The sequence below is a fragment of the Bacillus sp. B1-WWTP-T-0.5-Post-4 genome (assembly GCF_009183795.1).
In the GTDB taxonomy this organism is placed as follows: domain Bacteria; phylum Bacillota; class Bacilli; order Bacillales; family Bacillaceae_G; genus Bacillus_A; species Bacillus_A cereus.
In genome coordinates this window covers 24817-38027 of the sequence record NZ_WEIJ01000006.1, presented here as the reverse complement: position 1 = coordinate 38027, position 13211 = coordinate 24817, and the positions used below count along the sequence as shown (strand labels likewise).

The following is a 13211-nucleotide window of genomic DNA, read 5'->3' as shown; positions in this document are numbered from 1 at the left end:
AGATTTAAAATAATTTATATAGTCAAATTTAGGAGGACATATAATGAAAGCTATCGTTGTAACGTCGTTCGGTGGTCCTGAAGTGATGAAATATACAGATTTTGATATACCGGCTATTTCAGAAGATCAAGTTTTAATTCGCGTAGTTGCTACTAGTGTAAATTTCGCTGATATTAAATCACGTTATGGTAAAAAAGGAAATAAAGCACTACCTTTTATTCCAGGTATAGATGCCACTGGTATTGTAGAACGTGTCGGTTCTCATGTGAAAAATATTCACCCTAGACAACGTGTCATTGCTTTTCCTCAAAATGGATCTTACGCAGAATACGTTGTTGCAAATGAAAATCTTACTTTCGTATTACCCCATGAAGTTGACTTTCACACTGCAGCCGCTTGTCCGATCGTATCTTTTACAAGCTATAATTTACTCGCAAATGTTGCAAGGATTCAAAAAGGTGAATCTGTACTCATTCATGCAGCTGCTGGCGGGATTGGTACTACCGCAATTCAATTTGCAAAACTATTAGGGGCTAGAACAGTTATCGGTACTATCGGAAGTGAAACGAAAAGAAAAATCGCTTTAGATGCTGGAGCTGATTATGTTATTTGTCATCAAACTGAAGATTTTGTAGAGAAAGTCAATGAGCTGACAAACGGAGAAGGAGTGAATATTATTTTGGACTCTATTTCTGGAACTGTTTCTGAAAGAAGTTTAAACTGCCTTGCTTTTTACGGTCGCCTCGTTCATTTCGGTAATGCTAGCGGTGAAATTGGTAACTTTCAAACGAAAGATTTACATGCAAGTTGCCGCTCTATACTCGGTTTTAGCTTTGGAACCACACGAAAAAAGCGTCCTGAACTGCTCCAAGAAACTGCAAATGAAGTTTTCCGTTATTTGCGTGACGGACGTTTACAAATTAAGGCTACGAAATCTTTTCCACTTCAAGATGCAGGGAAAGCACATGAATGGGTCGAAAGTAGAAAAAGTACAGGGAAAGTAATACTAACTGTTTAGTCCTCTTCCTGAAATGAATACTGGAAACAGAGGTGGCATTCATGGGATCACGAATTATGCATGTTATTATCGCTAACGGTATTGCTGAGAAACTATCTATTCACGATAAGACTTCTTTCTTACTTGGAGCTGTAGCCCCTGATGCTGTTCATTCAAAAAAAGAAAAAGGAGCCTCACATTTTTATGCCGGTACAACGAAGAACTATACGAGAAGAATAGATTATGATTCATTTTTTCATAAATATGAATCACATATAGATTCCCCATTTATTTTAGGCTATTATACCCACCTCATTGCCGATGATAATTGGCTAAGTGGATTTTTTCTACCTTGGCTAAAAAATAGAATAGAGAATGACGAAACGATCGCACCCCTGTACTATAACGATTTTAAATTGTTAAATGCAAAGTTGCTTCATCATTACGATCAAGAACAACAGCTTTTCTCTCTTCTCAATCGAGAGGCTCACATTGTGGATATTGAAGAGGTTTCTAAAGAAAACGTTTTAGAATTTCGAAAGTATCTTTTTGAAGATATGTTATATCCAAAGCAACATTTGCATGAAGACTTACAAGTATTTACGTTTGACCAAATCATTGGCTATATTGAGACAGCTATTGAAAAAGGAGTATTTTTTATTAAACAACTCTCTAATGAAAAATCCACTTCAAAAATGTAATCCCCCTCAAATATATTTGAGGGGGATTTTCACATAGCAATATTATTATTGGTTCTTCTCCATAACTGCAAAATAATTCCCTTCGCTATCAGCAAAGTTAAATACTTTACTAGAAGGCATAGTTACCATTTCTCCAACAGTAACATTTTTATTTGTTAAATCTGTATATAATTGATCAAGATTTTCTGAGAAGAACATTAAGGACGGTGTACCAAAATTCAATTCTGGGCTCATTTTCGAAATAACTTCTTTATTATGTAATATAATGCTCGTTTCCGCACCGCTTTTCGGAGCGATTTCAATCCATCTCATTCCTTGCTTATTATCTTCCTCTGCAACTACATGAAACCCTACCTTCTCCGTCCAAAAATTTACTGCCTCATCTTGATTATTTACATATAACATAATTTGTCCGACCTTATGAATCATTTGTATTCCTCCTATTGTTTTTATATTCTATGTAACTTTCTATAGATGCTATCGTTATTCCTTTTGAGTTGGTATGTACTTCTTTGCAAAATTTATCGACTGACTCATCCCATCCAGTTCGTCAAAATAATCATTTCTTTCAATCATGTTATATCCATCGAATCCGATTTCATCTAATACTTTGAAGAATATATCGAAATCCACTTCACCATTTCCTGCTGCTACTTCTATATACTTAGTTGAACGATCACTTTTCACTTCTTTACAATCTTTAATATGAGTTTGTACTATATAATCTTTTAATAGTAATAAACCTTCTCCCGGATTTTCATTTACATCACTTATTAAATTTGCTGGGTCAAAGTTAACAGCTAGTCCTTTCGAGTTTGCAGTTTCTAAAAATCGTTTTAATACTATTGCTTTTTCAGATCCCGTCTCAATAGCAAAGAATCCCCCAAATTTGAACGCTAATTCCCCTATCTCATAACAAACCCGTACCATTTTATCATAGTAGGCACTTTTTTCATCATCTGGAACTTTCCCAATATGAGCTGTTACTATGTTAGCTCCTAACCTTAACCCTTTATCAGTAATATATTTAAAACTCTCTATTACACATTCAGCTTCAGTTCCTATTATTCCATTTTCTCCGAAGCTAATTGCTAATGATGGGACTTGAATCTCATTAAAAGATAAGTTTTCTTTTAATGTATTCCATTGTATCTTTGAGATGTTAGCTAAGTTGAAAGTCGGATTCATAGCATACAATTGAATATATTCTAACTCCCATTCTCTCGCCTTTTTTATTCCTTCGTTTACTTCAATATATTTCGTATTCAAAAACATTCCTAATTTCCTATCCATATGTGTACCTTCTTTTTATTATTTCGTGTCAGTTTAATATTCGACTTTTTTATATTATTTCCTCGTATAAACCAAATAAATAAACTACCCTTTTTTCGATACTCCCAGTAGAAGCATATATATGATAGGCACATTAAAAACACTAATACAATTCCCATTATCACTTGTTTACAAACAAAAAAGACGTAACTACAAATAGTTACGCCTTCTCCATCATTTATCTAGGCTTTTTCTTCCCAGTAAATGCTGGTTTCTTTTTCTTTGGTGCTTTCGGTTTCGTTTCTACGAATGATCCTTTGAACATTTCTTGCTTCGTAAATACGATGCCTAGTTTTTTCGCAAATTGCAGTAATTTACGCTCTTCTTGTGGTGTTACAAGAGACACGACAGTTCCTTCTTTACCCATACGTCCCGTACGTCCTGAGCGGTGAATATATTGGTCTACTGTGTCTGGTAACTCTAAATGAATTACGTGTGTTAAATCGTCAATATCGATACCGCGTGCTGCAATATCAGTAGCAAGTAGAATTTCTAATTTCCCTCCGCGGAAAGCACGCATTGTCGCTTCACGCTCTTGTTTACTTGCTTCTGCATGAAGAGCTGCTGCTTTCATTTTACGGAATTTCAATTTCTCAGTAATTTCATCTAAACGGAATGGGTCGTTTAAGAACGCAACTGCTTTTACATCGCCCATATGCATAATTCTTCTTACGTAATCATTTTTTTCGCGTCGCTCACAAATGATATACGTATGCTCAACTAAGCTTTTTGATTCTGCACGTGTTACACGTACTAATTGTGGTTCCACTGCTAAATCACGTGCCGCATCTTCTGCCGCTTTTGTCATTGTCGCCGAGAAGAATACTAATTGACGATCGCGCATCGTTGATTTAATTACATCTTGCACTGCGCCCATCATTTTTTGCTTTACAATTTGATCAAACTCATCAAATACAATTGTTTTTACTTCATGCATTTTTAGCTTTTTCATACGAATTAATTCTAAAATACGGCCTGGTGAACCGACAATTACTCTTGGGTGTTTCTTTAATTTTTCAACTTGGCGCTTAATATCTGCACCACCAATTAAAGATGCACCTGAAATTTCAGTTCCTGCTGTAAACTTTTGAACCTCTTCATGAATTTGCATTACAAGTTCACGTGTTGGCGCTAAAACAACAACTTGTGGCTGTTTTACTTCAGGATTAATTTTATGTAAAAGTGGTAATAAGTACGCTAATGTTTTTCCTGTTCCAGTTGGAGATTCAGCTATAACGTCTTGTCCTTCTAAAATAGTTGGAATCGCTTGTTTTTGAATTTCAGTTAACTCTTTAAAACCAGCCTTCTCCCAAGCTTGTTGTAAAAATGGTTGCATATCTTTTATCATTTGTTTTTCTCCTTTATCTCTATTTTTGAAGAAAATGCTGTATTGTTCGCACCGTTTCTATCATGTGTGAAATAACAGCTATTAAATCATCAACATGGTCTTCTGTAATCGCTTTTTGAAATAGAACCTCTACCTTATTATGATATGAAATCGCTTGCTTATTATATTCGTATGAAACTTTCTGCATAATCATTCTTTCTTTTCCCCATATAGAACGCATTAATGTTTCAATTTCTTCGCATTTTACTTCTGGTTGTTCTAACAGGAATGAAAATGCTAGCTTCATTTCACAACCTGGTGTAAACTGAGGCACTTCTAGTATTTCACCAGACAAGTTCTTTGCATCCACAGATAATGAAAATGTTGCTTCTACTAATGGTTCAAACGGTTCTGTTAATTGAAATGAGATATGATATATACGACTTAATGAAGCAAGATCCATCATATCTTTTCGATCTGTTACAAGAATATCTCCATGTAGATCAAAATCATACACAGCACCTTCTACGATTACTTTTAAATTGTCAAAAGCAGTTGGATCAAACATAATTTCCTCCAAAAAACAGGCGCCTTTCGATGGAAAGGCGCCACTTGATGTATATATAGTTTACAGATAAACGAGATGAATTACAACCTTTTAGAATAAACCTACTGCTTTTCCATCTTCATTTACATCCATTTGAAGTGCTGCTGGCTGTTTTGGAAGACCTGGCATTGTTAACATTGTACCTGTTAACGCAACGATAAAGCCTGCACCGATAGATGGTTTTAACTCACGAATTGTAACGATAAAGTCAGATGGACGACCTAATTTTGTTGCATCGTCAGAAAGAGAGTATTGTGTTTTCGCCATACAAACTGGTAGATTACTCCAACCTTCTCCTTCATATTGAGCTAATTGCTTACGTGCTTTCGGAGCAAATTCAATATCTTTTGCGCCATATACTTTTTGAGCAATTGTACGAATTTTTTCTTCTAATGGTAATTCTAATTCATAAAGTGGTGCGTAGTTGTTTTCACCTTTTTCGATTTCTTTTAGTACTTTTTCAGCAAGGTCAACTCCGCCTTGGCCACCTTTCTCCCAAACTTCTGTTAAGGATACTGCATAGCCACGCTCATTACACCACTCTTGTAAGTATGTAACTTCTGCATCTGTATCTGTAATGAATTTATTAATTGCAATTACGAAAGGCACACCGAAGCTTTGAATTGTTTCAACATGCTTCTGTAAGTTTTCCATACCTTTTGCTAATGCATCTACATTTTCTTCTTTTAATTGATCTTTTGCAACGCCGCCATGCATTTTAAGCGCACGAATCGTCGCAACAATAACAACTGCTTCTGGTTTAATGCCAGCTGCACGAGCTTTAATATCTAAAAACTTCTCAGCGCCTAAATCAGCACCGAATCCAGCTTCTGTAATAACATAATCACCTAATTTTGCTGCCATTGTTGTAGCGATAACACTGTTACAACCGTGAGCGATATTCGCAAATGGTCCGCCATGAATGATAGCTGGTGTATTTTCTAACGTTTGTACTAAGTTCGGCTTTAATGCGTCTTTTAATAATAGTGTTAACGCACCTTCTACACCTAAATCTTTAACCGTTACAGGTTGATTTGTAAAGTTATAAGCAACTACGATGCGAGATAGACGCGCTTTTAAGTCTTGAATATCTGTTGCAAGGCAGAATACGGCCATAATTTCAGATGCGACTGTAATGTCAAAACCGTCTTCACGTGGTACACCTTGTACAGGTCCACCAAGACCAATTACTACGTTACGAAGGGCACGATCATTTAAGTCAACACAGCGTTTCCAAACAATTTTACGCGTATCAATTCCAAGTGTGTTTCCTTGTTGGATATGATTATCAATAAACGCTGCTAATGCGTTATTGGCAGTTGTGATCGCATGGATATCTCCAGTAAAGTGAAGGTTAATGTCTTCCATTGGTACGACTTGTGAAAAACCGCCACCTGCTGCTCCACCTTTTAATCCCATCGTCGGTCCAAGAGATGGTTCACGAAGTGCAATTACTGTTTTCTTACCAATTTTGTTAAAAGCTTGACCTAAACCAACTGTTACTGTTGATTTACCTTCTCCAGCTGGAGTTGGGTTAATCGCTGTTACTAAAACAACTTTACCGTCTTTCTCATCTTGTAAGCGCTTAAAAATATCAAGAGATAACTTACCTTTATAATGCCCGTATGGCTCTAATTCATCTTCTAAAATATTTAAATCAGCTGCAATTTCTTGAATCTTCTTCATACTCGCTTCTTGTGCGATTTCAATATCGGATTTCACTGTTGTAGTAGTTGTCATATACCCTAGTCCCCCTTTAATTGGTTCTGATGATATTGTATCAGTTTTTTGTATTTTCTGCACTTATTTACCTCCTAAAAATTCTTTCATTTCTTTATACGTTTTTTAACATAAATACCCATAAGAATGTTAACGATTGTTGTAACTCTGTAGGTAGTTGACCTAACATCTTCTCATTTACTCCGCGCTTATATACGCCGATGCCATCTATAACTTTAAAACCTTGTTCTTTCGCTAACTGTTCAAATTCCCAAGGCATCATCGTATTACAAACAACGTCTTTTCCATACAAGCGAGGATAACTGTTCTCTCGTGGCTTTGCTGTCGGTCCTAAAATTGCAATACATGCATATCCATCTTTCTTTAACACACGCTTTATTTCATTTAACGCTCGTAATGGCTCTTCCGTCCATTCTAAAGAATTAATTGCCATAATTGATTCAAATCGCTCATTTTCAAATGGTAATGCAGAAAGATCTCCTTTTATAAAAGATAAATTCGGTCCTTCTCCGCGCTCCTTACCTTTTTGAATCATCACTTCCGATAAATCTACTCCCACTGCTTTATAGCCTGCGCTACTTAATTTATATGTACCGTACCCATCACCACAACCAACATCGAGCACTTGTGCTTCTTTCTTCACGTATTGTTCAAAAAACGGAATAATTGTACTTCTGCTACCACTGTCCCACATCTCTTGACTATTTTGATTCCAAAACTCTGCGCTACTATCCCATTTCTTTTCTGCTGATTCATGCCAATTAAATTTCGTCATACATTCCCCTACCTTCACGCTTTATCACTCATTTCATTCTACATCATTTTCCAAAATTCCTGTTTTATCCCGCTTGCAGTAAGACACCTACCTCAAAATTCAATGGATGCGGACCAGTTAATGGGAGAGAACTGCTCATAAAAATCCAATTGTTGCTGGCTGATAATCAGTCGTGATGGAAAAAATCCCTCACTTTATCTTCAATAGGAGATGGATATGTTAACGATGGAATACGTATTCTCCATTTTTTGCTTTACTTGGGTTTAACTCATACTCATGCTCTTCTCATTTTGAAAGATACTATAGATACACCCAATTGAAAGAGAGGGATGTACATGCGAAGAAAGAGAAATCATCATTTTAAAAGTGGTGAAAAAAACGAAGAGTATGCAGCTGAAATATCACCAGCTGGCATTCCAATTAGACATAAGCGTAAAGAAATTGCAAATGAGATAGAAGGTACAAATACCGGTGCAATGGTAGGCTATGTCGCTTTATTTCTTTCGTTATTCTCCATTGCTTTTTATCCAGTTACGCTCGGCTCCCTAGCAATTTTAGTTGGCCTATTAGCTGTCAATTTCGGAGCAAGAACACTTGGATATACAGCAATTGGTTTTGGTAGTTTTTCTGTTTTATTCACTTTATTTTATCCGCTTGCTTTGTCAGCGTTTTAAAAAAACACACCAAGTTATGCTTGGTGTGTTCATTCATGATACAACATAATATGGCCGCATCCACAACAATGTTTCGCTGTAATTTCTTGAAACACTGGATAATTTTCTTCGTCTCGATGCTCAATAAATACTTTTTCAAATCGATACATGTTTGGTGCATATGCCCAATCTTGTTTCGTACGTGCATATAACGTTGAGGAAAAAAACTCCTCACCGCCACAAACAATACATGTGTTCTTCATCAATACCCCTCCTATGCTTGTCTTACTTCATCTATATGAACATAAGCATAAAAAAAAGACCTTCTATTACTAGAAAGTCTTCTCTGAAACAAAAAGAAATGTACCAAACATTCCTACTCCGCTATATTCTTTTGAAACACCAGCTTCTGTTTTAAATGTTTGCTTTACAGTCATAAAGAATACACCATTTCGTGCATCTGTACTTTCAAATTGTAGTTTTTCTTTTTTACCATCTACATTTTGCGTGCATTCAAAACTACTCTCATTACAATTCAACGCATACTTATCCTGTACATACACTTTAAAATCTGATTCTTTCGGACAAGTTATAAGTAATATTGCCACGAGAATAATACTTATAATACCCACAATTGTATAATATTTCTTCATTTGTACTCCTTTCAAATGACAAGAAAACTTGACTTCATACGCCAAGTTTTCTTAGTCAACAACCCATTGCCACTCTTGTTCTTTCTTATCAAAAATGAGCCAACCTGTTTCTGTTGCTTCCTCTTTCAATTCATCGATATTATCTAACACCTCATCCGTACTTTCATACGAACCAACTACATATACCGGAATTTCAAGACCTCTTCTTGACTCAATCTTCCCTGCTAAATCTATGTAAAGACCATCTTCCATTAGTGGAATAAGTCCCATAATCAATTCTTTTGAAATCGCTGGGAAAATTTTTGATTTTTGGAAGAAAGAAAAACGTTTCTTACCGAAAGCACCGAGTTTATACGGAATGACTTTACTTAACATTCCTACAAAATCAGCAATTCTACGATAATACACTTTGTTGTACCATCCGTCATCATGTGAAAAATAAACAAATCTATTTTTCAACAGCGGAAAGAATGTTCTTGCAAGTGGTTCTTTTTTGTGAGCCAAATATAATAATTCTGCAATTTCTTTCGGCTCTAATTCATCTAAATCGCTTGCATCATCAAAATCTACCCAACAAAATTCATCAAATTCATCAATCTCTGCTTGAATTAACTTATGTATATTTTCTTCCTCAACATATTCAAATAAAGTATGATAATGAAAATCCGTCCATTCAAAGTTGTGCTTCAAAAGCAACACTTGATGAAGCGGTGAAGGGATGTTACTCGCAAACTCTTTAAACGTAATTCCTGATGTAATAAAACAATGACCTCGACGATTACCATTAATATATATCATATTCTTTACTTGGTCAGATCCTCCAGACAAAGCACCTAGCCACCTTCGTTTTATATGTTTCAATTCTATAGCATATTTTAACATGAAAAATTTTAGAAACATAGAAAAAACTTCAAAAACTATTTACAATTTCATGTGTTTTATTACATAGTGATTACAAGAAAAAACGCCTGCTCATAAGCAGGCGTTTTTAAAGGATTTCATCAGGGTTTTGAGGATGATGATTTCCCTCTTTCTTTTCTTCTTTTTGGAACATCGATTGAATTTTATCAATTGTTTGTGGAGCTAATTCAATCATTTTTTCTGCTAAATGTGTCGCATTTTGTAAATGAAGAATATTTACTCCATCTTTATTCACCACAAGAAATGCTACTGGTGTAATAGAAACACCACCCGCGCTACCGCCACCAAATGCAGCGTTACCGTTTGCTCTTTGTCCATCATTCGTTTTGAAATCAGAACCTCCTGCTCCAAAACCGAACGCTACTTTAGAAACCGTTAACACCACACCACCGTCAGCCGTTTGAACAGGCTCTCCAACAATCGTATTTACATCAACCATTTCTTTTAAATTTTCCATTGCTGCTTTCATTAACCCTTGAATTGGATGATCCACCGTTCATAACCTCCTTTGTCATATCTTTCCTAGTTTTTCCGAAAGTTTGTGAACTAAACATAAAATTTTATATTGATTTCAAAAAACTTAAGTTGTAATATTTAGAAAAATAAAAAAAGAGGTCGATTCGTTATGATGCGAAAATTAACAAAGAAAGATCATGAACAAGTATTCGCTTATCTAAAAGAAGAAGCAGCCCTTAACTTGTTTATTATTGGAGATATTGAAGCTTTCGGTTATGACACAGATTTTCAAGAACTATGGGGAGTATTTAAAGAGAATGGAACATTAAAATCAATTTTACTCCGATTCCACGATTCATTTATACCATATAGTAAAGAAGACTTTGTTACCACTGATTATGAGGCACTTCTTTCCGCATATAAGCCACTTAAACTCTCTGGTAAGTCAACCATTGTAGAAAAGTTTGAAACTGCTCCAAGTCTACAATTAGGCGTCAAAAATGAAATGTATTTTTGTGAATGTCTAAATGACAACAACTTACCTGACACGCCTATTCATGAAACGATTAAACTTGCGTCACTCGATGATATAGAACGAATTATGAAATTACGAAGTGACATTGCTGAATTTCCGACTACCAATGAATCAGAGAAAATATTAAGGCAGGCTATCGAAACGAATACAGGACGCACATACTATATTGAAAAAGACGGCGTGATCATCGCATCCACCTCTACTTCCGCTGAAAATTCATTATCCGCTATGGTAGTTGGTGTATGTACACACCCGAATTATCGTGGAAATGGATTTGCTTCACTCATATTACAAAAAATGATTCAAGACTTTACGAAAGAAAGCCGAACACTTTGTTTATTTTATAACAATCCAGTTGCTGGACGAATTTATAAACGACTAGGATTTAAAGACATTGGAATGTGGACGATGTATCGATAATAAGAAGTAACTCTATAAGAGGAAATAGTCGTAACTTAGTAATACAAGCAAATTACAAAATAACTCACACCGTTATTATGAAGATGGAGAAACTACTTGTAAAGCCGTGCCCCTAACTAAAACATGTCATGTATTCAAGCTAAATTTAGACAGATAAACGCCCCAGTTGTTGCATCTACTCCAGCAATTGGGGCGTTTATCCTCAAATTCTTTCCACTATATTTATGAAACATTTATCACACTTATGTCGCTATTATCTTTACGTACAAATGCCCTTCTAAATATTACTGCGTCTTATTATACTTTGCTTTAAAATCAATATATTCCTGTTTCGCATCTTGGTTATTACCTTGGTGACTATCAAAAGATGTATGTATTTGTGATATGTATTTTACTAACTTGCCTTCATCATTTCTTTTCTTATAATTTATTACAATACTTACTTCCAATATCTGCTTTGAACCATTTTTAGAATCAATATGCAATGCGATTGATCCACCATCATATTCATCATATTGTATTTTCAACTTATCATTAATGATACTCTGAAACTCTAATTCAGTTAGTTTGTATCCAACAGTACTAGGCTGATCAAACTTTTTTATATCATCCCCGGGCTTCATCTTTAGTTTCCCTATCCCTTTTAAACGATCTACAATTAAGTTCACATATGAAACATCCAGATTCGATTCCGGACTTTGTACCTGTCCATTTTTATACATAATATTGGTACGATAAACAACTTCTTCTTTATTATCTTTGCTGTCTACTGCTGAAGTAACCGCTTGTGTTGTACTTCCATATAAACTTTTATCTTTCGTATTATATATCCCTTCCGAAGTTTGATAGATTGTTTTTCTATGCTCTCCATCTTCCTTTTGTTCATATGTACTATATATACCTCTTTGTTTCACATACGCATATCCATCATCACTAGCGGACATAACCTTTTTCATGTCACCTTCATCCAAAGCTTTGACAAATGGCTCATATTCTATCTTCGTCTCCCCAAAACCACATCCACTTAATAAACTTGATACTATTAACAGAACTATCATCATCCTAGCTTTCTTCTTTAACTTCATACTGACACCCCGTTGATTTCTCTAGGCATTTTTAGGTTCATTACATTCCCATTTTGATAGTAATATAGTTCACCTTTACTTACCGGTATTTATTAACTCATACAGATTATGTTGAAGATACTTTAATTTTTAATAGCATCGATTTTTATACAATCCTTAATTGTTTATATATTCCGTTCGAATTTTCAGAAAGCAAAACTTATTTTATTTCTTTAGCTTGCTTTTTTTCCTTTTCTTCATAAAGCTTTAGTCTTTTCTGACGTTCCCTTTCGTGTTGCTCCCATGAAATATAAAATGATGGAAATTTAAATCTACAATAGGCTAATAATTGGAACTCTGCTGCCCCTATGGCTACCGAATATAGTATAAGGGTCAATACGGCATACCAACCTATTTGCTCTATCGTATAATCATTATTAATATAAATTAAGATTAAGAGAGTTAATACATATAGTATAGAGGCAATCATTAATAAATCTTTTGTCTTACTAAAAAATGAAACTGAATTTTCCCACTTACTAAATGCGCCTTTGCTAGCTTGCTTAAAGGTATTAATTGTTGTAAAAATGTGAATAATAAAAGCTCCTAACAATAATAAAGCTACATAAGTCAATGTAACACGATCATTTGAATAACCGAAAATACTCGAAACAACTACTGTTACAAATCCTATAGTCGCAAGTTGAAGTGCATATAACAATATAACAATATAACAATAGCTTGTAACTTTTGAAATCTAAAACGGGCTTTGGGAAATAAATATACAATAAGAAAAATGATTTGTAAGCTATACAAACATAACTCTATTTTAATAATTGTTTCCTCTAGTAAACTAGGATATACTGACCAACCAAATTTCACCAAACCATAAATTACACCTAACATGATTAATGAGGTGTATATGATTGAGCCTAGCATAAAACCTACAGCAGCTTCAGGACTTAAACGGTTTCTACATGTTATTTTAAATTCATCTAAATCTTTTTCTTTTATATTCCACATTCAGTTT

Annotated in this window: 15 protein-coding genes and 1 pseudogene; 4 read left to right on the top strand and 12 right to left on the bottom strand. The window is 34.9% G+C overall.

The features are described from left to right. Nucleotides 1–43: 43 nt before the first annotated feature. Together GBN91_RS18755 and GBN91_RS18750 are read left to right on the top strand one after the other, a co-directional pair. Complete coding sequence (locus GBN91_RS18755; RefSeq protein ID WP_152121990.1) at nt 44–1018, top strand: quinone oxidoreductase family protein; 975 nt, start codon at nt 44–46, stop codon at nt 1016–1018. A 41-nt stretch (nt 1019–1059) separates the two neighbouring features. Next, nucleotides 1060–1698: a zinc dependent phospholipase C family protein gene (locus GBN91_RS18750; protein WP_152121988.1), complete on the top strand. Its 639-nt coding sequence runs from the start codon at nt 1060–1062 to the stop codon at nt 1696–1698. Between the two features lie 45 nt (nt 1699–1743). Here the strand turns inward: GBN91_RS18750 and GBN91_RS18745 are convergent, their stop codons facing one another. The 6 genes from GBN91_RS18745 to GBN91_RS18720 all read right to left on the bottom strand — a co-directional run bounded on the left by GBN91_RS18745 (nt 1744) and on the right by GBN91_RS18720 (nt 7479). After that, the gene (locus GBN91_RS18745; RefSeq protein ID WP_152121987.1) at nt 1744–2127 is read right to left on the bottom strand and encodes a VOC family protein; all 384 of its coding nucleotides are present in this window, start codon (nt 2125–2127) and stop codon (nt 1744–1746) included. Nucleotides 2128–2181: 54 nt separating this feature from the next. Then, a complete protein-coding gene (locus GBN91_RS18740) occupies nt 2182–2991 on the bottom strand; it encodes a sugar phosphate isomerase/epimerase family protein (protein WP_088362692.1) in 810 nt (269 codons plus the stop codon). Nucleotides 2992–3208: 217 nt separating this feature from the next. Next, nucleotides 3209–4378: a DEAD/DEAH box helicase gene (locus GBN91_RS18735; protein ID WP_000588613.1), complete on the bottom strand. Its 1170-nt coding sequence runs from the start codon at nt 4376–4378 to the stop codon at nt 3209–3211. 19 nt (nt 4379–4397) lie between these two features. Beyond that, nucleotides 4398–4925: a hypothetical protein gene (locus GBN91_RS18730; protein WP_140421570.1), complete on the bottom strand. Its 528-nt coding sequence runs from the start codon at nt 4923–4925 to the stop codon at nt 4398–4400. Nucleotides 4926–5015: 90 nt separating this feature from the next. After that, nucleotides 5016–6704, bottom strand: a complete 1689-nt coding sequence (locus tag GBN91_RS18725; protein WP_044307460.1) for a formate--tetrahydrofolate ligase — start codon at nt 6702–6704, stop codon at nt 5016–5018. 94 nt (nt 6705–6798) lie between these two features. Next, nucleotides 6799–7479: a class I SAM-dependent methyltransferase gene (locus GBN91_RS18720; RefSeq protein ID WP_016122383.1), complete on the bottom strand. Its 681-nt coding sequence runs from the start codon at nt 7477–7479 to the stop codon at nt 6799–6801. A 335-nt stretch (nt 7480–7814) separates the two neighbouring features. Between GBN91_RS18720 and GBN91_RS18715 the strand changes: the two genes are divergently transcribed. After that, entirely contained in the window at nt 7815–8153 is a 339-nt protein-coding gene (locus tag GBN91_RS18715; protein WP_001253200.1) for a hypothetical protein, read from the top strand. Between the two features lie 29 nt (nt 8154–8182). On the opposite strand, the gene GBN91_RS18710 is transcribed toward GBN91_RS18715, so the two are convergent. The 4 genes from GBN91_RS18710 to ytfJ form a co-directional block, all read right to left on the bottom strand. Beyond that, nucleotides 8183–8395, bottom strand: a complete 213-nt coding sequence (locus GBN91_RS18710; RefSeq protein WP_000798747.1) for a hypothetical protein — start codon at nt 8393–8395, stop codon at nt 8183–8185. A 69-nt stretch (nt 8396–8464) separates the two neighbouring features. Then, on the bottom strand, nt 8465–8785 hold the full coding sequence (locus GBN91_RS18705; RefSeq protein ID WP_000761174.1) for a hypothetical protein: 321 nt from the start codon (nt 8783–8785) through the stop codon (nt 8465–8467). 51 nt (nt 8786–8836) lie between these two features. Continuing rightward, the gene (locus GBN91_RS18700) at nt 8837–9613 is read right to left on the bottom strand and encodes an oxalate:formate antiporter (protein ID WP_000014087.1); all 777 of its coding nucleotides are present in this window, start codon (nt 9611–9613) and stop codon (nt 8837–8839) included. A gap of 160 nt (nt 9614–9773) precedes the next feature. Beyond that, nucleotides 9774–10199, bottom strand: coding sequence for a GerW family sporulation protein (gene ytfJ, locus GBN91_RS18695; protein ID WP_048558214.1), 426 nt, complete (start codon nt 10197–10199; stop codon nt 9774–9776). 132 nt (nt 10200–10331) lie between these two features. Here ytfJ and GBN91_RS18690 point away from each other — a divergent pair, with 132 nt between their 5' ends. Continuing rightward, the gene (locus GBN91_RS18690) at nt 10332–11117 is read left to right on the top strand and encodes a GNAT family N-acetyltransferase (RefSeq protein ID WP_016122380.1); all 786 of its coding nucleotides are present in this window, start codon (nt 10332–10334) and stop codon (nt 11115–11117) included. 284 nt (nt 11118–11401) lie between these two features. On the opposite strand, the gene GBN91_RS18685 is transcribed toward GBN91_RS18690, so the two are convergent. Both GBN91_RS18685 and GBN91_RS18680 read right to left on the bottom strand, forming a co-directional pair. Beyond that, on the bottom strand, nt 11402–12202 hold the full coding sequence (locus tag GBN91_RS18685) for a DUF3952 domain-containing protein (protein WP_152121985.1): 801 nt from the start codon (nt 12200–12202) through the stop codon (nt 11402–11404). 199 nt (nt 12203–12401) lie between these two features. Beyond that, nucleotides 12402–13204, bottom strand: a pseudogene (locus GBN91_RS18680) (hypothetical protein). Nucleotides 13205–13211: the final 7 nt, after the last annotated feature.